Origin of the sequence: Nocardia africana NBRC 100379, from assembly GCF_001612635.1 — a bacterium.
GTDB classification, from domain to species: Bacteria; Actinomycetota; Actinomycetes; order Mycobacteriales; family Mycobacteriaceae; genus Nocardia; species Nocardia africana.
This window is the reverse complement of sequence record NZ_BDAV01000003.1, coordinates 26,209-51,058: the sequence shown is the minus strand read 5'-3', so window position 1 is coordinate 51,058 and position 24,850 is coordinate 26,209. Positions and strand designations below refer to the sequence as shown.

Annotated in this window: 26 protein-coding genes; 16 read left to right on the top strand and 10 right to left on the bottom strand. The window is 67.5% G+C overall.

The features are described from left to right. Nucleotides 1-214 precede the first annotated feature (214 nt). Genes NA3_RS03325 through NA3_RS03305 form a run of 5 tightly spaced genes read left to right on the top strand, consistent with a single transcriptional unit; the run spans nt 215 to nt 4,382 of the window. Nucleotides 215-1,153, top strand: coding sequence for a DUF4129 domain-containing protein (locus NA3_RS03325; RefSeq protein WP_227995398.1), 939 nt, complete (start codon nt 215-217; stop codon nt 1,151-1,153). A gap of 5 nt (nt 1,154-1,158) precedes the next feature. Beyond that, nucleotides 1,159-1,653: a hypothetical protein gene (locus tag NA3_RS03320; RefSeq protein ID WP_062962186.1), complete on the top strand. Its 495-nt coding sequence runs from the start codon at nt 1,159-1,161 to the stop codon at nt 1,651-1,653. A 49-nt stretch (nt 1,654-1,702) separates the two neighbouring features. Then, a complete protein-coding gene (locus tag NA3_RS03315; RefSeq protein WP_062962096.1) occupies nt 1,703-2,665 on the top strand; it encodes an AAA family ATPase in 963 nt (320 codons plus the stop codon). Beyond that, nucleotides 2,662-3,936, top strand: coding sequence for a DUF58 domain-containing protein (locus NA3_RS03310; RefSeq protein WP_062962095.1), 1,275 nt, complete (start codon nt 2,662-2,664; stop codon nt 3,934-3,936). Before NA3_RS03315 ends, NA3_RS03310 begins: the two co-directional genes overlap by 4 nt. Further along, nucleotides 3,933-4,382 (top strand): hypothetical protein, encoded by a 450-nt coding sequence (locus NA3_RS03305; RefSeq protein WP_062962094.1) that lies wholly within the window; start codon nt 3,933-3,935, stop codon nt 4,380-4,382. Before NA3_RS03310 ends, NA3_RS03305 begins: the two co-directional genes overlap by 4 nt. Nucleotides 4,383-4,645: 263 nt before the next feature. On the opposite strand, the gene chsH3 is transcribed toward NA3_RS03305, so the two are convergent. Further along, the gene (gene chsH3 / locus NA3_RS03300) at nt 4,646-5,509 is read right to left on the bottom strand and encodes an enoyl-CoA hydratase ChsH3 (protein WP_062962093.1); all 864 of its coding nucleotides are present in this window, start codon (nt 5,507-5,509) and stop codon (nt 4,646-4,648) included. 125 nt (nt 5,510-5,634) lie between these two features. Then, nucleotides 5,635-7,338, bottom strand: a complete 1,704-nt coding sequence (kstD, locus tag NA3_RS03295) for a 3-oxosteroid 1-dehydrogenase (protein ID WP_084491054.1) — start codon at nt 7,336-7,338, stop codon at nt 5,635-5,637. Nucleotides 7,339-7,490: 152 nt separating this feature from the next. Here kstD and NA3_RS03290 point away from each other — a divergent pair, with 152 nt between their 5' ends. The 6 genes from NA3_RS03290 (at nt 7,491) to NA3_RS03265 (ending at nt 12,500) form a co-directional block, all read left to right on the top strand. After that, on the top strand, nt 7,491-8,276 hold the full coding sequence (locus NA3_RS03290; RefSeq protein ID WP_030517292.1) for a 2-keto-4-pentenoate hydratase: 786 nt from the start codon (nt 7,491-7,493) through the stop codon (nt 8,274-8,276). 10 nt (nt 8,277-8,286) lie between these two features. Continuing rightward, nucleotides 8,287-9,198, top strand: coding sequence for an acetaldehyde dehydrogenase (acetylating) (locus tag NA3_RS03285; protein ID WP_062962091.1), 912 nt, complete (start codon nt 8,287-8,289; stop codon nt 9,196-9,198). Nucleotides 9,199-9,211: 13 nt separating this feature from the next. Next, nucleotides 9,212-10,264, top strand: a complete 1,053-nt coding sequence (gene dmpG / locus NA3_RS03280) for a 4-hydroxy-2-oxovalerate aldolase (protein ID WP_062962090.1) — start codon at nt 9,212-9,214, stop codon at nt 10,262-10,264. 248 nt (nt 10,265-10,512) lie between these two features. Continuing rightward, on the top strand, nt 10,513-10,998 hold the full coding sequence (locus NA3_RS03275; RefSeq protein WP_128145055.1) for a hypothetical protein: 486 nt from the start codon (nt 10,513-10,515) through the stop codon (nt 10,996-10,998). A 313-nt stretch (nt 10,999-11,311) separates the two neighbouring features. Then, nucleotides 11,312-11,914, top strand: coding sequence for a TetR/AcrR family transcriptional regulator (locus NA3_RS03270; RefSeq protein WP_062962185.1), 603 nt, complete (start codon nt 11,312-11,314; stop codon nt 11,912-11,914). Nucleotides 11,915-12,092: 178 nt separating this feature from the next. Then, on the top strand, nt 12,093-12,500 hold the full coding sequence (locus NA3_RS03265; protein ID WP_062962088.1) for a cupin domain-containing protein: 408 nt from the start codon (nt 12,093-12,095) through the stop codon (nt 12,498-12,500). A gap of 138 nt (nt 12,501-12,638) precedes the next feature. Here NA3_RS03265 and NA3_RS03260 read toward each other — a convergent pair whose 3' ends face one another. Continuing rightward, complete coding sequence (locus NA3_RS03260) at nt 12,639-12,956, bottom strand: hypothetical protein (RefSeq protein WP_030517286.1); 318 nt, start codon at nt 12,954-12,956, stop codon at nt 12,639-12,641. Beyond that, nucleotides 12,956-14,179: a 3-ketosteroid-9-alpha-monooxygenase, oxygenase component gene (locus tag NA3_RS03255; RefSeq protein WP_062962184.1), complete on the bottom strand. Its 1,224-nt coding sequence runs from the start codon at nt 14,177-14,179 to the stop codon at nt 12,956-12,958. Before NA3_RS03255 ends, NA3_RS03260 begins: the two co-directional genes overlap by 1 nt. Before the next feature lie 225 nt (nt 14,180-14,404). Between NA3_RS03255 and hsaA the strand changes: the two genes are divergently transcribed. From hsaA to NA3_RS03230, 5 genes are all read left to right on the top strand, one after another. Continuing rightward, nucleotides 14,405-15,574 carry a 3-hydroxy-9,10-secoandrosta-1,3,5(10)-triene-9,17-dione monooxygenase oxygenase subunit gene (gene hsaA, locus NA3_RS03250; RefSeq protein WP_062962087.1) on the top strand — a complete coding sequence of 390 codons (1,170 nt, stop codon included), beginning with the start codon at nt 14,405-14,407 and terminating at the stop codon, nt 15,572-15,574. Further along, complete coding sequence (hsaD, locus tag NA3_RS03245; protein ID WP_062962086.1) at nt 15,574-16,455, top strand: 4,5:9,10-diseco-3-hydroxy-5,9,17-trioxoandrosta-1(10),2-diene-4-oate hydrolase; 882 nt, start codon at nt 15,574-15,576, stop codon at nt 16,453-16,455. The genes hsaA and hsaD overlap by 1 nt, the downstream gene beginning before the upstream one ends. After that, on the top strand, nt 16,452-17,351 hold the full coding sequence (gene hsaC, locus NA3_RS03240; protein WP_030517282.1) for an iron-dependent extradiol dioxygenase HsaC: 900 nt from the start codon (nt 16,452-16,454) through the stop codon (nt 17,349-17,351). The genes hsaD and hsaC overlap by 4 nt, the downstream gene beginning before the upstream one ends. Nucleotides 17,352-17,374: 23 nt before the next feature. Then, nucleotides 17,375-17,965 (top strand): 3-hydroxy-9,10-secoandrosta-1,3,5(10)-triene-9,17-dione monooxygenase reductase subunit, encoded by a 591-nt coding sequence (gene hsaB / locus NA3_RS03235; RefSeq protein WP_062962085.1) that lies wholly within the window; start codon nt 17,375-17,377, stop codon nt 17,963-17,965. Between the two features lie 167 nt (nt 17,966-18,132). Beyond that, nucleotides 18,133-19,041 (top strand): AraC family transcriptional regulator, encoded by a 909-nt coding sequence (locus tag NA3_RS03230; RefSeq protein ID WP_062962084.1) that lies wholly within the window; start codon nt 18,133-18,135, stop codon nt 19,039-19,041. A 12-nt stretch (nt 19,042-19,053) separates the two neighbouring features. Here NA3_RS03230 and NA3_RS03225 read toward each other — a convergent pair whose 3' ends face one another. The 6 genes from NA3_RS03225 to NA3_RS03200 all read right to left on the bottom strand — a co-directional run bounded on the left by NA3_RS03225 (nt 19,054) and on the right by NA3_RS03200 (nt 24,829). Further along, on the bottom strand, nt 19,054-19,803 hold the full coding sequence (locus NA3_RS03225; RefSeq protein ID WP_062962183.1) for a DUF427 domain-containing protein: 750 nt from the start codon (nt 19,801-19,803) through the stop codon (nt 19,054-19,056). A 47-nt stretch (nt 19,804-19,850) separates the two neighbouring features. Beyond that, on the bottom strand, nt 19,851-20,366 hold the full coding sequence (locus NA3_RS39190) for a DUF5753 domain-containing protein (protein ID WP_062962083.1): 516 nt from the start codon (nt 20,364-20,366) through the stop codon (nt 19,851-19,853). 390 nt (nt 20,367-20,756) lie between these two features. Then, nucleotides 20,757-22,010, bottom strand: a complete 1,254-nt coding sequence (locus NA3_RS03215) for an MFS transporter (protein WP_062962082.1) — start codon at nt 22,008-22,010, stop codon at nt 20,757-20,759. An 8-nt stretch (nt 22,011-22,018) separates the two neighbouring features. Beyond that, nucleotides 22,019-22,519 carry a MarR family winged helix-turn-helix transcriptional regulator gene (locus tag NA3_RS03210; RefSeq protein WP_227995397.1) on the bottom strand — a complete coding sequence of 167 codons (501 nt, stop codon included), beginning with the start codon at nt 22,517-22,519 and terminating at the stop codon, nt 22,019-22,021. Between the two features lie 173 nt (nt 22,520-22,692). Next, on the bottom strand, nt 22,693-23,793 hold the full coding sequence (locus NA3_RS03205; protein WP_062962081.1) for an acyl-CoA dehydrogenase family protein: 1,101 nt from the start codon (nt 23,791-23,793) through the stop codon (nt 22,693-22,695). Nucleotides 23,794-23,824: 31 nt separating this feature from the next. Further along, nucleotides 23,825-24,829 (bottom strand): acyl-CoA dehydrogenase family protein, encoded by a 1,005-nt coding sequence (locus tag NA3_RS03200; RefSeq protein WP_062962080.1) that lies wholly within the window; start codon nt 24,827-24,829, stop codon nt 23,825-23,827. Nucleotides 24,830-24,850: the final 21 nt, after the last annotated feature.

The window sequence follows — 24,850 nt, the reverse complement described above, 5'->3', positions numbered from 1 at the left end:
TGTCCGCCGAAGTGAAGTGCGTTCGTTTGGACGGATCTGCCGGAGACGTGCCCATTTGCTGTGCCCGTTCACAGTTTGTCCGGCTGTCGACTGGCGGCCAGGGGCATAGACCGGATCGGTCACCGTCCGGTGTCACGATTTCCCTCCTCACGGACCGTTCGGCATGTAACGATGTGCCTGTTTGTGCAGTTCGGATGTTTTCTGGGAGAGGCCCGTGGCCGGGGTGAGAACGGCGATACCACGCGCGATCGGGCTGATCGCCTTGATGGCGTGCGTCGTGTTCGCGCTGCGCGGATACCTGCCGGGCACCGGCGGTCCGCATGTACCGTCCCCGCCCTCGGCGGTGACGGTGGCACTCATGCCGGTGCTGTCCCTGGTGTCGGTGGTGATCCTGCTGGCCGGGGTACTGACCAGCCAGCACCGTCTGCCGCTGGCGATGGCCGAGGACGACCGTGACCGCAAGCGGCAGCCGTTCCGGTTGAGCCGGTTGGGAATCGTGGTCCTCATCGGCACCGCGGTCGCGGCGGTGCTGACCGCGATCGTCTGGGCGGTGTATCTGCTCGCCGGCGGGCGCGAGGAAGGCGCCGCGCCGCGTTCGAATCCCCCCGCCACCGCACAGCAGCCCGAAACCACCGCGCCACCGACGACCCAGCCGTACTCCGGCGGCCCGGAGCTGAGCGGCCACGCCGTGCTGTTCGTGGGCATATGCGCCGCGGTGCTGGTGGCGGTCGCGATCCTCGGTCTCGGCGTGGTGGCCTTCGGCGCTCGGGATCGCGGGGGCGCGCCGGCCGTGCTACCCCCACCCGTAGCCGCCGAGGCGCCGGTGTCGCTGGCACAGGTCGCCGAGATGGGCCTGGCCGCGATGATGGCCTCCGGTAAGGATGCGCGCGCCGCGATCATCGCCTGCTACGTCGCGATGGAGAGCGGTCTGGCGCAGGCCCGGGAGGTGGCGCCCCTGGCTTCCGATACCCCCTCGGAGGTGCTGGCCCGGGCGTTCGACCGCGGTGTCCTGCACGACGCCTCGGCCCGCGAACTCGTGACGCTGTTCGAGGAGGCCCGGTTCAGCCCGCATTCGATTCTCGAATGGCAGCGCATGCGCGCAGAGCAACTGCTGCGGATCGTGCTGGCGGATCTGCAGGGGGCGCGGCTGTGACCCGGATGACGATCGTGGTCGGCGCGGTGGTGATGATCGCGCTGATCGAGCTGGTCGGCCTGAGCAACCAGCGCGAGATGTTGCCGATCCTGGTCGGGGTGCCGGTGCTCGGCGCCCTGGCGCTGCTGCTGTGGTCGCTGGTCGAGCGGTCGCGTGCGCAGGCTCGTGCGGACCTCGACGACCACGACTTCGACAACGGCCCGGCCGAAATGCTGAACCGCTGGCACGCGCGTGCGCAGATGCTCGCGACCCGCGCCGACGGCACCCGGGCCGATTGGGATCGCTACCTGCGTCCGCTGCTGGCCAAGGAGTTCGAGCTGTCGAGCGGGCATCGGATCGCGAAGAACCGCAAGGCCACCGAGGCCGCCGGACGGCTGCAGTTCGGTCCGGAGCTGTGGCGCTGGGTGGATCCGGCCAATTCGTCGACGCGGGATCAGACCTCGCGCGCGCCGGGCCGGGCCGCACTGGACGAGATTCTACGGCGCTTGCAGAGCATGTGAGCCCCTTGCCGGACATGTGAAATGGGTTGGAACTAGTGCGAGATCGGATATGACGACACCTTTGGATGTGACCATCAAACGCACCGATGCGGTGCTGCGGGAGATCGCCCGCGTCGTGGTCGGCAAACGCGATGAGCTGCAGCTGATCATGGTCGCGGTGCTGTCGGGCGGCCACATCCTGATCGAGGATCTACCGGGCCTGGGCAAGACGCTCATCGCCCGGTCCTTCGCGGCCGCATTGGGTTTGGACTTCACGCGTGTGCAGTTCACCCCGGACCTGCTACCCGCGGATCTGATCGGCTCGACGATCTACGACATGGCCTCGGGCCGGTTCAATTTCCGGCGCGGGCCCGTGTTCACGAATATGCTGCTCGCCGACGAGATCAACCGCACGCCGCCCAAGACACAGGCCGCACTGCTCGAGGCGATGGCCGAGGGGCAGGTCAGCATCGACGGCGAAACTTTCCCGCTGCCACAGCCTTTCATCGTGCTGGCCACCGACAATCCGATCGAGTACGAGGGCACCTATCCGCTGCCCGAGGCTCAGCTGGACCGATTCTCCATGCAGTTACGGCTGGGATATCTGTCGGAGAAGGACGAGACCCAGATGATCCGGCGCCGGCTCGAGCGCGGCGCGATCACGCCCCAGGTGGGTCAGGTGGTGGACGCGCAAGGTCTGGTGGAGATGCGCCAGGCGGTCGAGTTCGTCACCGTCCACCCGGATGTGGTGACGTATGTGGTCGCCCTGGCCGCCGCCACCCGCGGTCATCCGCAGGTCGAGGTCGGCGCGAGCCCCCGCGCCGAACTGGATCTGGTGCAGATGGCCCGCGCTCGGGCGCTGCTGCTGGGGCGCGACTACGTGATCCCCGAGGATGTGAAGGCGCTCGCGGTTCCGGCGATGGCGCACCGGATCACCCTGCGCCCGGAGATGTGGGTGCGCCGGATCCGCGGCGAGGACGTCATCTCCGAATTGCTGCGCCGTCTGCCCGTACCGCGCGCGACGGTGACATGAGACATCGCGACACCACCTCGGCGAGCGAGGTCGATCTGCGCTGGCGGCCCGCGCCCCTGGTGTACATGCTGGCGGTCGCCGCCGCGGCCGCGCTGGTCCCGGCGATCATGCTGGAGCGATGGCAGCTGGCGGTCTTCGCGGCGCCGATGCTGGGCGTTCTCGCCACCGCGCCGATTCAGTTGTCGCGCACCAGGGTTCAGGTCGACGGCGGCGGCATTCTGCGCTGTTTCGAGACGGAGGAGGTCGAATTGCCGGTCGCCGCCTTCGTCGAGCGCGGGCACGCGCTGCTGCGCTGCCGGCCCGAGGAGGTGAGCGGGCTGGAACTGCGGGTCGAGGAGGCCTCCGATTCCGGGCCCGCGCCCGCCGGTCTGCGGCTGGCGCTGTCGACCGAGCGCTGGGGCCGCTACCCCGTGACGGTCCGGCTGACGGCGTTGAGCCCGGCCGGGCTGGCCCAGGCCTCCGCGAGCGTCCCGGCCGGCGAGGTGTACGTGTACCCGATCGCCGATCCACAGCGAATGCGGTTGCCGCGCACCGAACTTCCGGAACGCATCGGCACCCACCTGACACGCCGGCACGGGCCCGGGGTGGAGTACGCCGATATCCGCGCCTATGCGCCCGGCGACCAGTTGCGCATCGTCAACTGGCCGGTGAGCGCGCGCCGCGGCCGCCTCTACGTCACCGAGCGACTCACCAACCGGGCGGCGGATGTGGTTGTGCTGGTGGATACCTCGTTGCAGGCGCCGGGCCCGGCCTCGGACTCGATGGAGCTGACGGTGCGCGGTGCGGCGCAGGTCGCGCAGACCGCGCTGCAGGCGGGCGACCGCACCGCCGTGGTGTGCCTGGGCCGTGCGCCACGCTGGCTGCGACCCGATATCGGGCGCCGCCAGTTCTATCGCATCGTCGACACGGTGCTCGCCGTCGGCGACGAGCACATTCCCAATGTCGGCACGCTGGCGCCGCATTCGGCCGTGCCGATCGGGGCGATCGTGGTCGCGTTCTCGACCCTGCTCGACACCGAATTCGCGCTGGCCCTGATCGATCTGCGCAAACGCGGGCACGCCGTGGTGGTGGTGGACGTGCTACGCGGCACCCCGTTCAAGGACGGCCTGGATCCGACGCTGGCCCGGATGTGGCAGTTGGAACGCACCGCGATGTACCGCGATATGGGCACCGTCGGGGTGGATATCGTGGCCTGGCCCGACGGCGCCCGCCTCGACCAGGCGATGCGTCTGCTGCCCGACCATCGGCGCATGGTGCGGGTGAAGCGATGACGAGATTTCTGGCCGTGCTGTCCGGGGTGCTGCTGACCACGGCGGTGGGCATCGTGCTGCCGTGGGCCGCGATTCCGGTGTTCGCTGCGGTGGTCGTCGGCTGGCGGTTCCGCGTGGTGGCGGTGGTGGCGGTGCTGGTCGCCCTGGGCGCCCTGGCGTGGGCCGACACCGGTGCGCTGGCGGCCGCCGGAACCGGTCTGGTGGCGACGACCTATCTGCTCAACACCGCCACGCTGCATGCGCCCGCCGGTGTGGTTCCCACCACATTGCCGTCGGTGATCGGGGCGCTCGGATTCGCCGCGGCGGCGGTGCTCGCGACGCTGATTCCCGGACGGCTGGCCTGGCTGCCGCTGCTGGCCCCGGTGCTGGTCATCGTGTTGTATGCGGTGATCGTGCAGGGCGTAGTCGGACGCGAAGCCGCCCCGGATACGCCGGAACCGACGTAGCAGTCCGAGCGTGATATACCCCACAACCAGGGTGTTTGCCCTACTACGCGATGTCGTGGTTTCCTACTACGCCTTGTAGTCTGATGGCATGTGGATTATCCCGATCATCGCCGTCATCTGTTCCGTCGCGATCGCCGGCCTGTTCGCCACCGGCTTCCCGGACTGACGCCGACAGGCACCGCCCGGACCATCAGCGAACCGGGATAGACGAAACCGCCCGACCGGCACTGCCGGTCGGGCGGTTTCTTGTTCGGTGGGGCCGATCAGGCGGTGAAACTCAGCCGCACATCGCTCAGCACCGGGGCGTCGTCGCGCTCGACCACGGTGGCGGCGATGACGAGTTCCTCGCCTTCGCGCCAGATCCGCGACCGGATCGTCTCACCCGGGTACAGCACCCCGGCGAAGCGCGCCCGGAAGCCGGTCACCCGGCTCGCGTCCGAGTCCAGCACGGTATCGGTCGCGGTCTTGCACACCAGGCCGTAGGTGCACAGACCGTGCAGGATCGGGTTGGGAAAGCCTGCGGCACGGGCGAATTCGGGATCCGAATGCAGCGGGTTGCGGTCACCGCACATGCGGTAGAGCAGTGCCTGCTGCGGCAGGGTCGGGGTGAGGACCTCGAAATCGGGGGTCCGATCGGGCAGTTCGGCCTTGGTGCTCGGGCCGCGTTCGCCGCCGAAACCGCCCTCGCCCTTGGCGAAGATCGACGAGCGCGCCGTCCACAGCGGCTGCCCGTCGGATCCGGTGATCACGGTCTCGTGCGCGATCACCGCGGCCGAACCCTTGTCCCACACCTCGGTGATCCGCCCGGTGCTGCTCGCCTTGCCCTCGGCCGGAATCGGCCGGTGCACAACGATTTCCTGGCTGCCGTGCACGACCTTGGCCAGGTCGATCTCCACGCCGGGGTAGCTCACCTTCGGCGGTTCGGTGACCCGCATCGTCGGTGCGACGGTCGCGAAGGTCGGCAGTACCTGCGGCTCCCGATCGTCCAGATATCGCAGTTCGCCCGGATCGGTCCAGCGGGTCCCGGCGCTCAGGCCCAGGTGGTACAGCTGCACATCCGAGGGCGTCCAGGAGAACTCCTGGGCCGGAAGTTCCGCTCCCAGAGCGGTTTTCAAATCAATCGGCATGATGTTTCCTTACTCCGCCACGTCGCGATCGCACCCGCGGCGACCGAGGGCGTCCCCGGTGCGCCCGGCTCCATTCGTCTCGGTCCGGCCGGGCGCACGGTAGGGGATGTCCCACTGAACGGTGTCTACTTGCTCGCCGCGCCGGTGGGGGCCTTCTCCTCGCGCGCCTTCTCGACGATATCCATGACCGCGAGATAACCGAAGGTCAGCGCGGGGCCGATGGTCGCGCCGGGACCGGCATAGGTATGGCCCATGACCGGGGTCGAGGAGTTGCCGGCGGCATAGAGCCCCTCGATCACGCTGCCGTCGGCCCGCAGCACCCGCGCCGCGGTGTCGGTGACCAGGCCGCCCTTGGTGCCCAGGTCGCCGGGCACGATCTTGGCGGCGTAGAACGGGCCCTGCACGAGGGCCGCCAGGCACGGGTTCGGCTTCACGGTCGGATCGCCGTAATAGCGGTCGTAGTGACTCTTGCCGCGGCCGAAGTCCTCGTCCACGCCCTTCTCCGCGAAGGCGTTGAACCGGGCGACGGTGGCGGCGAGATTGTCCGCCGGCACGCCGAGACGCTGGGCCAGTTCCTCGAGGGTGTCGGCCTTGACGATGTTGTCGTTTTCCATCCAGCGGGACGGAAAGCGCTGGCCCGGCTGCAGCCCGGCGAAGATGTAGCGGTTGCGGTAGCGCTGGTCGAACACCAGCCAGGCCGGGATGTTCTCGCCCGGACCGTCACCCTGACCCCATTTGCCGCCGTACATGGTGTGCACGGCCTCGACGTAAGGAGCGGACTCATTACCGAATCGCTTACCGTCGGCGTTCACCATGATCGCGCCGGGCAGATTGCGCTCGGCCAGCGCGAACCACGGCTTGCCGCCCTTGAAGATGGTCGGCCCCCACCAGGCGTCCTCCATGAAACCGACGTCGCCGCCGACCTCCATGCCGGCCCGGATGCCGTCACCGGTATTGGCCGCCGCGCCCGTGGTCCACTCGGTGGTGATGGGCTTGCGCTGGTACTGCTCGCGCATCTCGGCGTTGTGCTCGAAGCCGCCGGTGCCCAGGACCACGCCGTAGCGGGCCTTGAAGATCGTCGGCTCGCCGTCCACGGTCGCCTCGACCCCGACGACCCGATCGCCGTCGGTGATCAGCTTGGTCAGCGGGGTATCGAGCAGCACCGGGACGTTCGCGTCCATCAGGCCCTTGCGCATGGCCGCGATGATCGCCTGCCCCATGCCGACGATGTGCTTACCGGTGAATTTCGCCAGATAGGTGCGGGCCCCGACGCGCATGGCCCGCATCATGCCCTTCGGGTGGCGGCGGATCAGGTTCAACCGCACGAAGTCGGCCTGCATGACCACGACGTTCAGCGGGGCCTTCGCATACGGCGGTTCCAGTTTGGCCGCCTCGGCGCCGAGCACCTTCAGGTCGAACGGTTTCGGCTCGCAGGAGCGGCCGGAGCCCAGGCCACCGGGGGCCTCGGGATGGTAATCGGAGTAGCCGGGCACCCAGGTCATCTGGAGCGGGCTGTGATCGAGAACGAAGTCGAAGGCCTCCGCGCCGCGATCGATGTAGGTGTCGATCTTCTCCTTCGGCACCACGTCACCGATGATGCTGTGCAGGTAGCGGCGGGCCTCCTCCCGGTCATCGGGCCGGCCGGACGCCTCGAGCGCCTTGTTGCCGGGGATCCACACACCGCCACCACTACGCGCGGTCGAGCCGCCGTAGTGTGCGGCCTTCTCGATGAGCACCGCACGCAGGCCGTGGTGCGCGGCGGCGAGGGCGGCGGTCATTCCGGCGGCGCCGCTGCCGACCACCACCACGTCGTATTCCCGATCAGTCATGTAGAACACGTTATAGAATCGGATCAGGTTCGGTCTATATTGGTCTGGCAGATGGGACTGCTGACACGAGAAAATGCAGGAAAACTCGTTTCAGTTTGTATCCCGTTCACCGGCTGGTCCCCAGACCGAGCGCCCCAATGGAAGGAACAAGCGTGCTGTCCGACGCGGTACGGAATGAACTGGCCGCGGAACTCGCGGTCGCCGAACGAGACCGGGTGCCGATCGATCCGCTGGTCACGCGGTACGCGGCGATCGACGTCGTCGACGCCTACGAGATCCAGCTCATCAACATCCGGCAGCGGCTGGCCGACGGCGCGAAGGTGGTCGGGCACAAGGTGGGGCTCTCCTCGAAGGCCATGCAGGAGATGATGGGCGTCGACGAACCCGACTACGGCCATCTGCTCGCCGATATGCAGGTGTTCGAAGACGTTCCGGTCGACACGTCGAAGTACCTGTTCCCGCGCGTGGAGGTCGAGGTCGGTTTCGTGCTGGGCGCGGATCTGCCCGGTGAGGAGTGCACCGAGGCCGACGTGCTGGCCGCGACGGTGGCCTACGCCCCGGCCATCGAGCTCATCGACACCCGCATCAAGAACTGGAACATCGCGTTGTGCGACACCATCGCCGACAACGCGTCCTCGGCCGGCTGGGTGCTCGGGCCCGAGCGGGTGGCCCCGGATGCGTTGGACATCAAGGCGATCGACGCGACTCTGACCCGCAACGGTGAGGTCGTCGCGCAGGGCCGCAGCGACGCGGTGCTCGACGATCCGACCATCGCGGTGGCCTGGCTGGCTCGCAAGGTCGCCTCGTTCGGGGTGCGGTTGAAGGCCGGTGACATCGTGCTGCCGGGTTCGTGCACCCGCGCCATCGACGCCCGTCCGGGTGACGACTTCCATGCCGAGTTCGCTGGACTCGGTTCCGTCCGTTTGACATTCAGCTGAGGGAGATCAAGTGCCTAGCAACGGGAAGGTTACAGCCGCGATCGTCGGCTCCGGCAACATCAGCACCGATCTGCTGTACAAGCTGCTGCGGTCGGAGCGGATCGAGCCGCGCTGGATGATCGGTATCGATCCGGACAGTGAGGGTCTGAAGCGCGCCCGCGGGCTGGGTCTGGAGACCTCGCACGAGGGGGCCGACTGGCTGCTCGCGCTGCCGGAGAAGCCCGACATGCTGTTCGAGGCCACCTCTGCCTACGTGCACCGCGAATACGCGCCGAAGTACGAGGCGGCCGGTATCCGCGCGGTGGATCTCACCCCCGCCGCGGTCGGCCCGGCCGTCGTGCCGCCGGTGAACCTGGGTGCGAATATCGACACCCCGAACGTCAACATGATCACCTGCGGTGGGCAGGCGACGATTCCGATCGTCGCGGCCGTCTCGCGCGTGGTCGAGGTGCCCTACGCCGAGATCGTCGCCTCGGTCTCGTCGGTCTCGGCAGGTCCGGGTACTCGCGCCAATATCGACGAGTTCACCAAGACCACCAGCAAGGGTGTGGAGACCATCGGCGGTGCCCAGCGTGGCAAGGCGATCATCATCCTCAACCCGGCCGAGCCGCCGATGATCATGCGCGACACCATCTTCTGCGCGATTCCCGAGGATGCCGACACGGATGCGATCACCGAATCCATCCACCGGATGGTCGCCGACATCCAGGAGTACGTGCCCGGCTACCGCCTGCTCAACGAGCCGCAGTTCGACGAGCCGAGCGTGGTTTCCGGTGGGATGGCGAAGGTTTCGGTGTTCGTGGAGGTCGAGGGCGCGGGCGACTTCCTGCCGCCCTACGCCGGCAACCTCGACATCATGACCGCCGCCGCCACCCGGGTGGGCGAGGTCATGGCCGAACAGATCCTCACGGCTCGGGTCTAGGAGGGACCAGATCATGAACTACGTATTGCAGCCGTTCTCCCAGGAACTCGACGTCCGCGTCACCGACACCTCGCTGCGCGACGGTTCCCATCACAAGCGTCACCAGTTCACCGCCACCGAGGTGCGCGATATCGTCGCGGCCGTCGACGCCGCCGGCGTGCCGGTCATCGAGGTGACCCACGGCGACGGCCTGGGCGGTTCCTCGTTCAACTACGGGTTCTCCAAAACCCCTGAGCAGGAACTGATCACGATCGCGGCGCAGACCGCGAAGCAGGCCAAGATCGCGGTCCTCATGCTGCCCGGCGTCGGCGTCAAGGAGGACATCAAGATCTCCCAGGACAACGGCGCGTCCATCGTCCGCATCGCCACCCACTGCACCGAAGCCGATGTCTCGATCCAGCACTTCGGCTACGCCCGTGACCTCGGCATGGAGACCGTCGGCTTCCTGATGATGTCGCATTCGCAGCCGCCGGAGGTGCTCGCGAAGCAGGCGCGCATCATGGCCGACGCGGGATGCCAGTGCGTCTACGTCGTGGATTCCGCGGGTGCGCTGGTGCTGGATCAGGTGTCCGACCGCATCGCCGCGGTCGCCGCCGAACTCGGTGACGACGCGCAGGTCGGCTTTCACGGTCACGAGAACCTCGACCTCGCCGTCGCCAACTCGATCTACGCGGTGAAGGCCGGCGCCAAGCAGATCGACGGCAGCGCACGGCGTTTCGGCGCCGGTGCGGGCAACACCCCGGTCGAGGCGTTCGTCGGCGTCGCCGACAAGATCGGCATCAAGACCGGTATCGACTTCTTCGCCATCGCCGATGCCGCCGAGGACGTCGTGCGCCCGGCCATGCCGCAGGAATGCCTGCTCGATCGCCAGGCCCTGATGATGGGCTACGCCGGGGTGTACTCGAGCTTCCTCAAGCACGCCGAGCGCCAAGCCGAACGCTACGGCGTCTCGGCCGCCGAAATGCTGGTGCGCGCCGGTAAGCGCAAGCTGGTCGGTGGCCAGGAGGACCAGCTGATCGACATCGCGCTGGAACTGCAGCGGGAACAGCAGGGCGCTTCCGCCTGACCGTGTCGAAATGACGGGCCGCGAACGGTATTCGTTCGCGGCCCTTTTTCGCGTTCGAGCGATCGTCCACGGTGGCCGATTCACCGGGGTTCGGCCGGATGGTGAACGGCAGTTTCCAGGTGGCCGCGGTGTGTTAACGCGCGGGTTCTTCGACGCGATCCGAATACGGGTCTGGGAGGCGCTGTACTGTTGCGCGGCAGGCAATTCTGCTCTCGGCTATCCGCGCGGACGAAAACATAGGAGTTGCTGTGAACATACGAGCGTTGATCGGCGGATCTGTTGCCGCTGTGGCGATTTCGATGGCCGGTGGGGCGGTGGCCGATGCGCAACCGTTCGTCGCCGCGAACGGGCCCACGGTGCAGAACCCGGCCGATTATCTGGTGGGCGACACGGTGTATTTCAGTGCCGGGTACGCCAATTGCTCGATGCATGCCAACGGTGATGTCGGCTGTGACATCAGCCCCGGAGTCGCCACTCTGTTCGGAATTCCCATCGACAATGTCGCCATCGATCTGCCGTTCCTCCCGGCGCATCCGACCTTCGGTCTGACCGGACCGCTCGGCCGGGCCGGTAGTCGATCCATCGACTCGGGGCCCGCCTCCGACGGCTACGACTACGGTGGCGTCATCAACTACGGCGGCGCCACCTGCAGTGCCGGCGGCCGCGGTGCGGTGCAGTGCAGCTCGAAAGGACACACCTTCAACTTCGGCTGGTCGGGCACCAACCTCAGCTGATACCGGCACGGATTCGGCGGGCCGCGAACATGGGAGCGTTCGCGGTCCGCGGTCGTCGGTGCCCGGGAGAACCTGCCGGGCGTTTCGATCGGGGACCTGGAGCGAGCCGGTTGATACACTCGTGTATCCATATGTCCAGGGAGAGGAAGCGCTCGTGACGTCCCTCGGTGCCCGGCGTTCGTCGGAGCCCGGGCACGGCCGCTCGTTGGCCCGTCGCGGCGACTCGACCGCCGGATCGGCGCCGGTCGGCGACGATCTCGCATCCGGAGGCGATGCCGCCGGGGCGAGCGGCAGCCCCCGTCGGGAAGCGCGAATGACCAAGCGGCGGGCCGAGACTCGGCAACGGTTGCTCGATGCCGCCTTCGACGCTTTCGCCGAAGAGGGGTTCGGTCGCTGCACGGTCGAGCAGATCTGTGAGCGCGCCGGATTCACCCGGGGTGCGTTCTACTCGAATTTCAGCTCGCTGGAAGAGCTGTTCCTGGCGATGTGGGAGTTGCGGTCGGCCGAGATGCTGCGCGAACTGACGGGAGTGCTGGAGTCGGAGTCCGGCGCCGATGTCGGCGATCTGCGTGCCGGGGTGGAGCAGGTGCTGCGCGCGGTTCCGCTGGACGACAAGTGGTTTCGCATCACCGCCGAATTCACCGCCCACGCCCTGCGCAATCCGCCGCTGCGTCGGGTCATGGTCGCGCGGGAGAACGCGATCGTGGCGGCCCTGCTGCCGGTCCTCGAGGCCCTGCTGAACCGCGCCGGACGCACCGTCACCGACCGCGAGGGGCTCGGCCGCGCGGTGGTCGCGGTCCACGACGGCACCTCACAGCAATGCCTGCTGGAACCCGGCGACGCCGCGGTCCGCGAGCAACGCACGACCCTGTTCACCCATGTCGCGATGGCCTACAGCGCGGCCCGGGACCTGTGATGCGCCCCCGTGGGCGGCGTCGACGAGACGCGCGCCGGGTCGCCGGGCGGCCGGGCAGGCGGTAGCGGGGCGTGTGGCCGGTGTCGCTGGCCGGGCCGCGACCACGCCGCCGGGTTCGCGGTATCGCTCCCGACCGCGCAGAATCCGCAAGCAACCGATTACCCCGCAGGAGGCGACGATGTCCGAGCGACCCGAACTGGCCGAGGCACTGGATCTGCAACCGCATCCCGAGGGTGGCTGGTTCCGCGAAACCTACCGCAGCCGGGTCGAATTCGAGCCGGACGGCTACGACGGCCCGCGCGCGTCGGCCACCGCCATCCACTTCCTGCTGCTGCCGCACGAGAAGTCCGCGCCGCATACCGTGCGCTCGGACGAGATCTGGTTGTGGCAGCGCGGCGGCCCGCTGCTGCTGAACATCGGCGGCGACGAAGTGATCCTGGGACCGGATGTCGAGCGCGGCCAACTCCTGCAGGCCGTGGTGCCCGCCGGTGTCAGTCAGGCCGCACGGCCGGCCGGTGACGAATATGTGCTGGTGAGCTGTGTGGTCGCGCCCGGATTCGATTTCGCGGACTTCCGGCTGGACTGATCGCCGGGGTGAACCCATCGTGCAAACCTCGGCGATCCGGCGGGATTTCCGCCTTTCGCGCGGAGGTTTGCACGAATCATTCAGGCCCGCCCACCACATCACTGTCGGATGCGGTGAGCGGGCCCGAGCAGCGCCCGCCTACTCGTCGATCGCCAGAATGCCCTCATCGATCGCATACTGGATCGACTTCTCCAGGTCCGGGCACGGATCCGGCCGCCCCGGACCGGCCAGCTTCGCGAAGACCGGGCAGTGTTCGGCCGGACTGACCGTCCATTGCACCGAACGCTGGTGCGAGGAGGACTTGCGCACCAGGACTTCCACTCCGCACGCCCGGCAGGCCACCGGCGTCAGGCCGTCCTCGAGATAGCGCTGCTTGTCGACGACCGTCTGGGCACGCACCTGTTCCCGGCGCTCCGGGCGGTCCGCGAAATCGGGTGCTTTGGCCCAGGAGACCATCAGGCACCCGCCTCCTGCTTGACGGCGGCGTCGGACTTGCCGGCTGCCTCTTCCTCTTCCTTCTTGCGCCGCAGATTCTCGGCGACCTCGGCCTCCCAGTGCTCGTTGGCCTTGGTGGTGTCGACCTCGAATTCGAAGCGCTGCACCATCTTCGGGTCGATATCGGCGACGTCGACGTAGAACTGCTCGTACCAGCGGCGCAGCTGGTAGACCGGGCCGTCCTCCTCGCAGAGCAGCGGATTGTCGATCTTGGACTTGTGCTTCCAGATCTCCACGTCCTGCAGGAAGCCGTCACCGAAGAAATCGGTCATCGACTTGGCCAGCTTCTCGGCGGTCTCGTCGTCGATGCCCTTGGGCTTCTCGACCGAGAGGCCGTACTGCAGCACGAACGAATCCTGCGTCACCGGGTAGTGGCAGTTGATCAGCTGGACCTTGATCTGGTAGCCGCCGTAGATATTGGTCAGCGGGTTGATCATGTAGGAGGGGCCGAAGTAGGACGCCTCCGACTTCAGCAGCGTCTCCCCGCCGTACTTGGCCGCCATGCCGATGTCCGGACGGCCCTTCGTCTCGAGGAACTGAGTGGCCACGTGGCCTTCGAAGACGTTCTTGAAGTACGTCGGGAAGGCGAAGTGGATGTAGAAGAAGTGGGCCATGTCCACCACGTTGTCCACGATCTCGCGGCAGTTGGCGCCCTCGATCAGCATGGTGTTCCAGGTGAACGGGGTCCAATCGCTGTTGCGCTCCTCGAGCGGGTTGCCGTCGGCGTCGGTGTAGGGCCCCTCGATGTAGGGGATGGTGACGTCGTCCGGCGGCGGATTGCCCTCGTGGTCGTGCCAGACGTACAGCTGGCCGTTGCGCTCGAGGGTGGTCCAGGCGCGGGTGCGGGCCAGCGGCGGCACGCGGCGCGCATAGGGAATCGAGGTGCAGCGGCCGTTGCCGCCCCAGCGCCAGTCGTGGAACGGGCACGCGATGGAGTCGCCCTTGATCTCGCCCATGCTGAGATCGCCGCCGAGGTGGCGGCAGTAGGCGTCGAGCACCTTCAGCTCGTCGTTGCTGTCGGCCCACACCACGAGTTTGGTGCCGAAAGCCTGCACGGCATGCGGCTTACCGTCGCGAAACGTCTCGGCCAGGCCCAGGCAATGCCAGCCCCGCGCGTACCGCGTCGGCGTCGAGCCGACGTCGATCTCGCGGACCTTCCCGCTCCGCTGTGCGGTTTCTGCCATCGTCATCCCTCCTCTGGAAGTACTAGAACACGTTACAAAATTGAGCGGCCCAGCGCCAGCTATTCCGTTGACTACCAGGCAAAGGTGTTCGTTGTGGGACAATGAACACCCGTTCTCGACATAAATAAGAACGTGTTCTAGTCTCAAGACAAGTATCGGTTCCGCAGAACGGAATGCGACCGATACACCCGTTCCGATTTCGATCAGGCAGGAGCAGCCCCCGAGATGACGCAAGAAGTGACCGAGCGGGTCGAAGCGCTGTTGCCGAAGCTGCGCGAACAGGCGCAGGAGGCAGAAGATCTGCGCCGGATTCCCGACGAGACCATGAAGGCGCTGCAGGAGACCGGTTTCTTCAAGCTGCTGCAGCCGCGCCAGTGGGGCGGATACGCCGCCGATCCGGTCGTGTTCTACGACACCGTGCGTAAGATCGCCAGCGCCTGCGGTTCCACCGGCTGGGTGGCCGGCATCATCGGCGTGCACAACTGGCATCTGGCGCTGTTCGACCAGCGGGCACAGGAAGAGGTCTGGGGTGAGGACACCCAGGTCCGCATCTCCTCCTCCTACGCCCCGATGGGCGCGGGTGTGGTGACCGAGAGCGGCGACGGCTACATCGTCAACGGCTCCTGGGCCTGGTCGTCGGGTAGCGATCACGCCACCTGGACCTTCGTCGGCGGTCCGGTGATCAAGGACGGCAAGCCGGTCGACTTCGGCAGCTTCCTGGTTCCGCGCACCGACTACCGCATCGACGACGTGTGGAACGTGGTGGGCCTCAAGGGCACCGGCTCCAACACGCTGGTGCTGGAGAACGTCTTCGTGCCGCGGCACCGCTTCCTCAGCTACAAGAGCATGAACGACCTGACCGCGCCCGGTCTGCAGCAGAACACGGACCCGGTCTACAAGATGCCGTGGGGCACCATCCATCCCACCACCATCTCCACCCCGATCGTCGGCATGGCCTACGGCGCGCTGGACGCGCACGTGGAGCATCAGGGCAAGCGCCTGCGCGCGGCCTACGCCGGTGAGAAGGCCAAGGACGACCCGTTCGCCAAGGTGCGCATCGCCGAGGCCGCCAGCGATATCGACGCCGCGTGGCGCCAGCTGTCGGGCAATGTCGCCGACGAGTACAAGCTGCTGGTCGCCGGCGAGGAGATTCCGTTCGACCTGCGCGTGGCGGCGCGCCGCGATCAGGTCCGCGCCACCGGCCGGGCCATCGCCTCGATCGACAAGCTGTTCGAGAGCTCGGGCGCCACCGCACTCGCGAACGGCACTCCGCTGCAGCGGTTCTGGCGTGACGCGCACGCCGGTCGCGTGCACGCCGCCAACGATCCCGAGCGCGCCTACATGATGTACGGCACCCACGCGTTCGGCCTGCCGGTCACCGACGGGATGGTGTGATGACCGCCGTCTCGGAGCTGACCTACGAGTCCACCTCGAAGTTCGCTCAGGTCCGCCCGGATCTGAAGCTGCACTACCACGAGGCCGGCGAGGGCAACGGTCCCACCATCGTGCTGCTGCACGGCGGTGGCCCGGGCGCCTCGTCGTGGTCGAACTTCGCGCGCAACATTCCGGTGCTGGCGCAGCACTTCCACGTGCTGGCCGTCGATCAGCCGGGCTTCGGGCAGTCGGACAAGCCGACCGACCACCCGCAGTACTTCGTGCACAGCGCCTCGGCGCTGAAGGACCTGCTCGACACCCTGGGCATCACCGAACGCGTTCACCTGCTGGGCAATTCGCTCGGCGGCGGCGCGGCGGTGCGCTTCGCGCTCGATTATCCGGACCGGGCCGGCAAGCTGGTCCTGATGGGACCGGGTGGACTGAGCACCAACCTGTTCGCGCCGGACCCCACCGAGGGCGTCAAGGCGCTGGGTAAGTTCAACGTCGAGCCCACCCGCGACAATCTGGAGAAGTTCCTGCGGATCATGGTCTTCGACCAGTCGCTGATCACGCCGGAACTGCTCGACGAGCGTTTCGCCTCGGCCGGCACGCCCGAAGCGCTGGCCGCGACCCGCGCGATGGGTAAGTCGTTCGCCAGTGCGGACTTCGAGAAGGGCATGCTGTGGCGGGAGGCGTACAAGCTGCGCCAGCCGGTGCTGCTCATCTGGGGCCGCGAGGATCGGGTGAATCCGCTCGACGGTGCGCTGGTGGCACTGAAGACCATCCCGCGCGCGCAGCTGCACGTGTTCGGCGGTTGCGGGCACTGGGCGCAGCTGGAGAAGTTCGACGAATTCAACCGGCTGGCAACCGATTTCCTCTTCGGTGTGAAGGAGGCCCGATGAGTATTCGTGCGCTCGGTTACATGCGCATCGAGGCGACCGACGTGGCCGCCTGGCGCGAGTACGGGCTCAAGGTGCTCGGCATGATGGAGGCGGACGGGCCGAATCCGGATGCCCTCTATCTGCGGATGGACGATTTCCCCGCCCGCCTGGTGATCGTGCCGGGCGAGAAGGACCGCCTGCAGGTCTCGGGCTGGGAGGTCACCGACGCCCCTGGGCTGCAACGACTTCGGGAGACGCTGACCAAGGCCGACGTCGCCTTCGAGGAGGGCACCAAGGACGAGCTCGCGGAGCGGCGCGTCGAGGGCATGATCCGCTTCCAGGATCCCTCCGGCAATACGCTCGAGGCCTTCTACGGCGCCCAGTACCTGGCCCGGCGCTTCGTCAGCCCCTACGGTCACAAGTTCGTCACCGCCGAACAGGGCCTGGGACATGTCGTGCTGACCTGCAACGACGATGCCGAAGCGCAGGCTTTCTACCAGGATGTGCTGGGGTTCCGGCTGCGCGATTCGATGCGGCTGCCACCGCAGGTCGTCGGCCGGCCCGCCGACGGCGACCCGGCATGGCTGCGCTTCTACGGTTGCAACCCCCGCCACCACGCGCTGGCGTTCCTGCCGCTGCCGAATCCGACCGGCATCGTGCACCTCATGGTCGAGGTGGAGAATTCCGACGACGTCGGACTGTGCCTGGATCGCGCACTGCGCAAGAAGGTCAAGATGTCGGCCACCCTCGGCCGGCACATCAACGACAAGATGTTGTCGTTCTACATGAAGACCCCCGGCGGATTCGACATCGAATTCGGCTGTGAGGGTTTGGAAGTCGACGACCACTCCTGGATCGCGCGGGAATCCACCGCGGTGAGCCTGTGGGGTCACGACTTCACGGTGGGATTCAAGTAGCGAGCGCGGAGAGGGCGACAACCATGACCGCCACGGGCGAATACCCGGAGATCGACGGCCGGCAGTTCCGGAATGTGCTGGGGCAGTTCTGCACCGGTATCACGGTGATCACCACCTTCACCGAGGCCGAGGACGCCGAGCGGGCGCCGATCGGTTTCGCCTGTCAGTCCTTCGCCGCCCTCTCCCTCGACCCGCCGCTGGTGCTGTTCTGCCCCACCAAGGGGTCGCGGTCCTGGGCCGCGATCGAGCAGTCGGGACGGTTCTGTGTGAACGTCCTGGCCGAGGAACAACAACAGGTGTGTGCCCGCTTCGGTTCCCGCGAACCCGACAAGTTCGCCGGAATCGGCTGGAGCACTACGGAGCTGGGACTTCCGGTCCTGGACGACGCGCTGGCCACGATCCAGTGCACGGTGGACAGCGTCGTCGACGGCGGCGATCACTACATCGTGATCGGCCGGGTACTGGCCCTGTCGGAGTCCACGGACTCCGGCAGGCCGCTTCTCTTCTACCGCGGCCAGTACACCGCCATCGAACCCGAGAAGACCACACCCGCCCCCTGGCGGGCCGACCTCGAACACTTCCTCACCACCACCACCCTGGACACCTGGTTGTAGGTCCGGGCAATCGCCGAGGGCGGGCACCTTTCCCGGTGGCCGCCCTCCGCTGTTTCGTGTGGGCGCGTGCTGGGCGCTGCGGCGTCCGGTGGGTGCGTTGACCGTGATCGGAGCGGTCAGCATGCTGGTGATCGTCGCGGTGTGAGATCGGCCGAGTGAGGCAGCGTGTGGATATCTTGAGTGAGACGGTGGCGGCGGTGCGGACCGGGGTGCCCGCCTCGGGACTGTTCGTGCGGCATGCACCGTGGGGGAGGCGATATCCACTGGTGCCGGGCGCCGGTTTCCACATCGTGCTGCAGGGCGAATGCTGGTTGCTGGCACCGGAGTCGGAGCCGGTGGAGATGGGGCCGGGCGATGTGCTGTTCATGCCGCGCGGTGCGGCGCATGTGATCGCGGACAGCCCGCACAGCGCGATCACCGAGGTGGCGACCCCGGGTGAGCCGCGTGAGATTCCCGGGCCGGGATCGCGGACCACCCTGCTGTGCGGTGCGTACGAGGTCAGCCGGAGTCGCCGTCACCCCCTGCTGGATCAACTGCCCGACTTCCTGCACCTGCCCGCCGATCCGGACCGCTACCCGGCGCTGCGTGCCGCAGTGGATCTGCTCGTCGGCGAACTCACCGAACCGCGGCCGGGCACCGATGCCGCGGTACCCGCGCTACTGGATACGCTGCTGCTGTTCGTCCTGCGATCCTGGTACGAGCGGGCCGAAACCTCCGGCTGGGCAGGCGCTTTCGCCGATCCGGCGGTGTCGGCCGCGCTGCGCGCCATCCACTCCGAGCCCGCGCGGGCCTGGACCGTTCCCGAGCTGGGCGCGGTGGCGGGAGTATCCCGCGCCACCCTGACCCGCCGGTTCGCCGCGACCGTCGGCGAGGCGCCGTTGTCGTATCTGACCCGCTGGCGCATGCTCACCGCCGCACGCCTGCTGCGCGAGACCGACCTGCCGATCGCGGCGATCGCGCACCGCGTCGGCTACGGTTCCGAATTCGCGTTCGCCAAGGCGTTCAAGCGCGAGTACACCCTGGCCCCCGGGCGTTACCGCCACGCGGAGGAGTTGCCGCCCGTCCTCGCGGTGTGAGGATGCGCCGATTCAGCTGAACGGAGTGGAATGCTCCTGCCGGACCCCGTCGACGTACAGTTCGACCTTCTCGTTGTAGAAGCACACCAGCCCGGCAACCTTCTGACTCTCCGGCAGGGGAGTGCGGTAGTACCAGACCAGATCGGGATATTCGGTCTCGCCGATGCGGATGTTGTAGTACTCGGCGGTGCCCTTGTAGGGACAGCTCGTCGTGGTGGCCGAGGGCGTGAGCAGATCCATCCGCACGTCGGTCAGCGGCAGGTAGTAGCGCGGGACGAGCCCGGTCTCGTAGAGGATGTGCGGCGAATCCGATTCCGCCACCACCTCTCCGCCGAGTTCCACCCGCACGGTGCGGGAACTGGCGAGGATGTCGACGCGTGTATAGGGATTGCGCGGATGAACGGAGATCGGCTCGTCCTCCTCGAACCACCGATCCATCTGTTCCCACTCCAAGCGGATGTGCTCACGCAGCTCCGGGATCGGTGACTCCGGATAACGAAGGGCCGCAGCGGGTCTGGTGGTATCACCGATCACCACGTCGTAGATGTCGCCCTCGCCGCGACTCGTGGAGTGCTTGGTCGATCCGGTCGCGACCAGTTCCGCGCGAACATCCTCCACCGGCACGTAGTACGTCGGGTAGTAGGGACTCTCCCAGACGAGCAGCGGACGAATGGTGTCCGCGACGACATGCCCACCCACATAGGCCCGAACCCGCCGGTGCCCCGCCTCGGTCCGTACCCGCCCCCGATTGGTCTCGGTCATTTCACCACGGTACGCGCGGAAGGTGACGCGATACCTCCGTAGGTCGGTCATCGGTGGTCCGATGAAGCGGGCTGCCTGTGCGAATCGCGTGCGCGAATAGCTCTGTGGATCAGTGTCCGGGCCTCTTCGCCGGTGACGGACTGAGCCGCGAGTGTGTCGAACGTCCGGTGATATACCCGGACCTCCCGCGGTTGGGTGACGTTCAGCTCTGCGGTTACCGTCTCTACCAGAACCATCGTCGAATCGAACATCCAGAACCCGGTCGTGGCCGTCTCGAAGGGTGCCATGAACGGGATGATCCCGATAGTTATTCGGGGCATGCCTTGGACTGCCAAAAGCCGGTCGAGCTGACCGAGCATGGCTTGGTTGTCTCCGACTGTGGTGTACAAGGCCTGTTCCCCGATGAGGAAATGAAACAGGTGGTCTCGCTTGTACAGGACTTGCTGACGTTCCATCCGCTTGGCTACACCGGCGTCCAAGTCGTCGGGTATCTGTTGGAATTCGATGACTTTTCGGAGAATCCCGGTGGCGTACTCGGCGGTCTGTAAGAGGCCCGGAATCAACGACGGCTCGAACGATCGAAGGATTCGTGCCTCGGATTCCCACTTTATCGACGCTTGCTGTCGCCGCTTGGTTCCGGTGCCGAGGACTTTCCGCCATTCGAGGTACGCGGTATCTATGTTCTGCCGGGTAGCGTGCAGGTCCGCCAGTTGCTCGTGGGCGTTACAGTCACGGCAATACGCGGTGATGTCTTCGAGAGACGGTTTGATGCGACCGTATTCGATCTTCGAGACCTTCGAGGGGTCCCATCCGTCGGGTTAGGGAAAGGCCGGAATCCCCTGCGGGTTTCGCGAGGGGATTCCGGCTCACCGCCGTTGCGGTCAGAGAAGGGGTACCGCAGCGGAGGGTGTCGTCCCGGCGACGGGGTGGGCCGCTCGGGACGACGAGTTCGGTCAGTCGTCGCCGACGGTGATCGCTTCGGCTTCGGCCGGGCTGTGTTCGGCCGGGTCGTGGTCGTCCACGTGGGACAGGGCCGACCGGCCGCCGAGCAGCACCAGGACACCGACCGCGGTGCACGCGGCGCCGACCCAGAACGGCAGGGCCATCTGATGTTCGCCGAGCTTGCCGGCCAGATACGGGGCGGCGGCGCCACCGACGAACCGGACGAAGCTGTAGGCGGCCGAGGCGGTGGAGCGTTCCACCGGGGCGGAGATCATCACGGCCTCGGTGATCAGGGTGTTGTTCACGCCGAGGAACAGGCCCGCCAGTACGGTGCCCACGATCAGCACCGGCTTGTGATCGGCCCAGATCGCCATCGCGGCCAGATCGGCGGCGAACAGCGTCAGCGCGGTCGCGATCATGGGCACGGTGCCGAACATGCGCTGCAGTCGCGGTGCGAAGACCACCGACGCGAGCGCCAGCAGCAAACCCCAGCCGAAGAAGATGAACCCGATCGAATAGGTGCCCATGTTCAGCGGGAACGGGGTGTAGGCGAGCAGGGTGAAGAAGCCGTAGTTGTAGAGCAGGGCGGTGATGCTGACCAGCAGCAGTCCGCGGTGCCGTAAGGCCTTGAACGGCGCCGTGATCGAGGTGTGGTGGGCCGGCTTCGGCATCTCCGGCAGCAGCACGACGATCGCGACGAACGCCACCGCCATCAGGACGGCGACACCGAAGAACGGTGCGCGCCAGCTGAATCCGCCCAGGAATCCGCCGACCAGCGGCCCGGCGGCGATACCGATGCCCAGTGCCGCCTCGTACAGGATGATGGCGCGGGCGACCCCGCCGCTGGCCGCGCCCACGATGGTGGCCAATGCGGTCGCGATGAACAGCGCGTTACCCAGACCCCAGCCGGCGCGGAAGCCGACGATCTGCCCGACCGTGCCCGACGACCCCGCCAGCGCGGCGAAGACGACGATGATGGCCAGGCCCGCGAGCAGCGTCTTCTTGGCGCCGAAGCGGCTCGACACCACGCCGGTGATCAGCATCGCGACACCCGTGACCAGCATGTAACTGGTGAAGAGCAGGGTGACCTGTGAGGGGGACGCGTGCAGCTGTTCGCCGATCGGTTTCAGAATCGGATCCACCAGGCCGATACCCATGAAGGCGATGACCGAGGCGAAAGCTACTGCCCATACCGATTTGGGCTGCTTGGTCTTCGGAGTGGTCGTCGCCTCGGTCGCGGTCGGTGATGAGAGAGTGATGCTCATCAACGCTCCTACTTCGAGACTGTGTGCGGTGCAGCCGATTTCAGGGCTTCGAGGAGATCGGTCAGCTCATGGTTCAGGTGGCTGAGCCGGTCGATGCCGAAGTCGGGCAACCGGGCCGCGAGGGCGGTGCCGAACGCGCGGCGGGACACGGACAACTGTTCGCGCCCCGCCGGCGTCAGCTCGACGACCACGGCTCTGGAGTCGTCGGGGTCTTTGGTGCGTGCCGCGAGTCCGGCGGATGTCAGCCGGCCGATCAGCGCCGTTGCCGAGGGCTGGGAGCAACCGTCGATCTCCGCGAATTCGCTGATTCGCAGCGGACCGTGCTCTTCGAGCGTGGACAGCGCCCGCACCATCGCACGCGGGAGCGCTCGGGTTCCCAGCGTGCCGGCCAGTCGAGTGAGCCGCGCGGCGGTGACGGCGATGTCGACCATGAGCACCTCGGCCGGATCCGAGGCGGAGACCGAGCTCCGGGCCGGATCGGGGAGGGTGGGCGACTCGTTCGACTGCACGACAATTATGTTACATAAGCTAACTATGTATGTACATAGCCTAACTATCTATTCTCCCGTGACGTCGCGCACAGCTCGTTTCGGCAGGTCAGCGACGCGAACACGGCTCGACCCCGCGACCGTAGGGTGCGGGGTCGAGTACGCGAGTGCGGCCGCGCGGGTTGCCTGGCGGATCAGGCGGGCCGGGCGAGCGGCCGTCCCGGCATCCCGAACAGTTCGGCATCGCCGTGCGCCCGCTTGAAGTACAAGTGCGCGTCGTGCTCCCAGGTGATGGCGATACCGCCGTGCATCTGCACGGTCTCCGACACCACCGAACGGAACGCGTGCGAGCAGTGGATCCGCGCCGACTCGAGGTCGAGCGTCGTCTCCGCCGACACCGGTCGATCCAGATCCGCGATCGCGGCGTACGCGGCCGAGCGGGCCGACTCGACCAGCACGTACATATCGGCCATGCGGTGCTTCAGCGCTTGGAAACTGCCGATCGGGCGGCCGAACTGCACGCGCGACTTGCTGTACTCCACGGTCGTGTCGAGGCATTGATCGGACGCGCCGACCTGTTCGGCGGCCAGGGCGGTCCAGGCGACCGCCCGCAGGCGGGCCGTGATCGCGTCCGCATCCCCGCCCAGCCGGGTGGCCGCCGCGCGGTCGAGGGCGACGGTGCTCAGGCGCCGGGTCGGATCCATGGTCCGCACGACGGTGCGGGTGACTCCCGGTGCGGTGGCGTCGATTTCGTAGAGCCCGTCGGCCGTCACCACCAGCAGGGTGTGGGCGTTGGCGCCGTCGAGGACGTAGTGCGCGGTCCCGGTCAGTGCGTCGCCGTCGGCCCGCACCGCGTATCCCGCGGGTCCGCGAGCTGCGCTTGCACTTCCGGCAGAGCCTGTCGCCCAGCCCTTGTCGTCCGCCCAGCAGACCGCGAGCGTCCGCGTGCCCTCGGCGACGCCGGGCAGCAATCGTCGCGCCGCGTCGGCATCACCCGTCGCGAGCAGCGCCTGGACACCGAGGACCGCTGACCCGAGCATCGGCGGGTTGTGCAGTGTGCGCCCGAGTTCCTCGATCACCACCAGCGCCGTATCGATGTCGGCGCCGACGCCGCCGAACTCCTCCGGAATCGCCAGCGCGGCCACCCCCACCTGCTCACACAGCAGGTGCCACAGCCGCTCGTCGTAGCCGAGTTCGCTGTCGATCGCCCGGCGCAGCGCGGCCCGGTCGCCATGGCGGGTGAGGACGGCGCGGACGGTCGCGGCCAATTCCTGCAGTTCCGCGGTATCGGTCATCGCCGTACTCCCGTCTCGTCGTTTCGGTGGTTCATGCGCCGGCCGCCACCGGCGTACGCAGTGCCGCGGCGATCCGGGAGCGATGGAAATCGGCAGTGCCCCAGGCGGATCGGAGCGCGGTCACCTTGGTCAGCCACAGCGACAGATCGCATTCGGCCGTGTAACCGATGGCGCCGTGCACCTGCAGGGCGATTCGCGCCGTCCGGTACGCGGCCTCCGCGCAGGCGAACTTGGCCGCCGAGACGTCGCGAGCGCGGTCGGCGGTATCGAAGCTCAAAGCCGCGCGGTACAGCAGCGGTTCGGCCATGTCGAGGCCGATCTTCGCGTCGGCCAGATGGTGTTTGATGGCCTGGTAGCGCCCGATCGGCTGCCCGAACTGATGCCGCTGGATCACATACGCGACGCTGGTGGCCAGCATCGCGTTACCCGCGCCGAGCAGCTGTGCCGCCGCCGCCAGCGCGCCGGCGTCGAACGCCGTCTCGGCCGCGGCGAGCACCGAATCGCCCTGGGCCACCACCTCGTCCGGGCTCACCGTATACAGCCGCCGTGCCGCGTCCACCGATTCGATCCGGTCGCCGCGGCGAGCCGTGCACAGCTTGTCACCGTCCACGACCAGCACCACATCGGCGGAATCGGCGTCGAGGGCCGGTGTCCGCGGCGAGAGCGCGATGGTGCCGAGCGATTCACCCTCGGCGAACCCGGGCAGCCATCGCCGCGCCGGACCGGAATCGTCGAGCGCCTGCAACAGCGCCGGAAGCACCGCGGCCGTCTCGATCACCGGTCCCGGCACCGCGGCCCGGCCGAATTCCCGGCACGCCACCACCAGATCGATGGTCTCGGCGCCCATCCCGTCGTATTCCTCGGACACGGCCAGGCCCATGGCGCCGGCGCCGGCCAGTTGCCGGATCAGTGCCCGGCCACCACGGGCGCCGCCGCCGTTCCAGTTGCGGATGACGGCGGGCGTACCCGCGGCATCACACATCTTGCGCAGGCTGTCGGCGAAGTCGCGTTGTTCGGGGGACAGTGCAAATCTCATCGGTGGGTCCATTCGGGGGTG

Bases quoted from the DNA above. Each gene is read 5' to 3' on its own strand.
- hsaD (WP_062962086.1), top strand. From the start codon at position 15,574: ATGACCGCCGTCTCGGAGCTGACCTACGAGTCCACCTCGAAGTTCGCT.
- hsaC (WP_030517282.1), top strand. From the start codon at position 16,452: ATGAGTATTCGTGCGCTCGGTTACATGCGCATCGAGGCGACCGACGTG.
- NA3_RS03225 (WP_062962183.1), bottom strand. From the start codon at position 19,803: ATGACCGAGACCAATCGGGGGCGGGTACGGACCGAGGCGGGGCACCGG.
- hsaB (WP_062962085.1), top strand. From the start codon at position 17,375: ATGACCGCCACGGGCGAATACCCGGAGATCGACGGCCGGCAGTTCCGG.
- NA3_RS03205 (WP_062962081.1), bottom strand. From the start codon at position 23,793: ATGACCGATACCGCGGAACTGCAGGAATTGGCCGCGACCGTCCGCGCC.
- NA3_RS03305 (WP_062962094.1), top strand. From the start codon at position 3,933: ATGACGAGATTTCTGGCCGTGCTGTCCGGGGTGCTGCTGACCACGGCG.
- NA3_RS03320 (WP_062962186.1), top strand. From the start codon at position 1,159: ATGACGATCGTGGTCGGCGCGGTGGTGATGATCGCGCTGATCGAGCTG.
- NA3_RS03260 (WP_030517286.1), bottom strand. From the start codon at position 12,956: ATGGTCTCCTGGGCCAAAGCACCCGATTTCGCGGACCGCCCGGAGCGC.
- chsH3 (WP_062962093.1), bottom strand. From the start codon at position 5,509: ATGCCGATTGATTTGAAAACCGCTCTGGGAGCGGAACTTCCGGCCCAG.
- NA3_RS03310 (WP_062962095.1), top strand. From the start codon at position 2,662: ATGAGACATCGCGACACCACCTCGGCGAGCGAGGTCGATCTGCGCTGG.
- NA3_RS03200 (WP_062962080.1), bottom strand. From the start codon at position 24,829: ATGAGATTTGCACTGTCCCCCGAACAACGCGACTTCGCCGACAGCCTG.
- NA3_RS03315 (WP_062962096.1), top strand. From the start codon at position 1,703: ATGACGACACCTTTGGATGTGACCATCAAACGCACCGATGCGGTGCTG.
- NA3_RS03215 (WP_062962082.1), bottom strand. From the start codon at position 22,010: ATGAGCATCACTCTCTCATCACCGACCGCGACCGAGGCGACGACCACT.
- NA3_RS03270 (WP_062962185.1), top strand. From the start codon at position 11,312: ATGACCAAGCGGCGGGCCGAGACTCGGCAACGGTTGCTCGATGCCGCC.
- dmpG (WP_062962090.1), top strand. From the start codon at position 9,212: ATGAACTACGTATTGCAGCCGTTCTCCCAGGAACTCGACGTCCGCGTC.
- hsaA (WP_062962087.1), top strand. From the start codon at position 14,405: ATGACGCAAGAAGTGACCGAGCGGGTCGAAGCGCTGTTGCCGAAGCTG.
- NA3_RS03255 (WP_062962184.1), bottom strand. From the start codon at position 14,179: ATGGCAGAAACCGCACAGCGGAGCGGGAAGGTCCGCGAGATCGACGTC.
- kstD (WP_084491054.1), bottom strand. From the start codon at position 7,338: ATGACTGATCGGGAATACGACGTGGTGGTGGTCGGCAGCGGCGCCGCC.
- NA3_RS03265 (WP_062962088.1), top strand. From the start codon at position 12,093: ATGTCCGAGCGACCCGAACTGGCCGAGGCACTGGATCTGCAACCGCAT.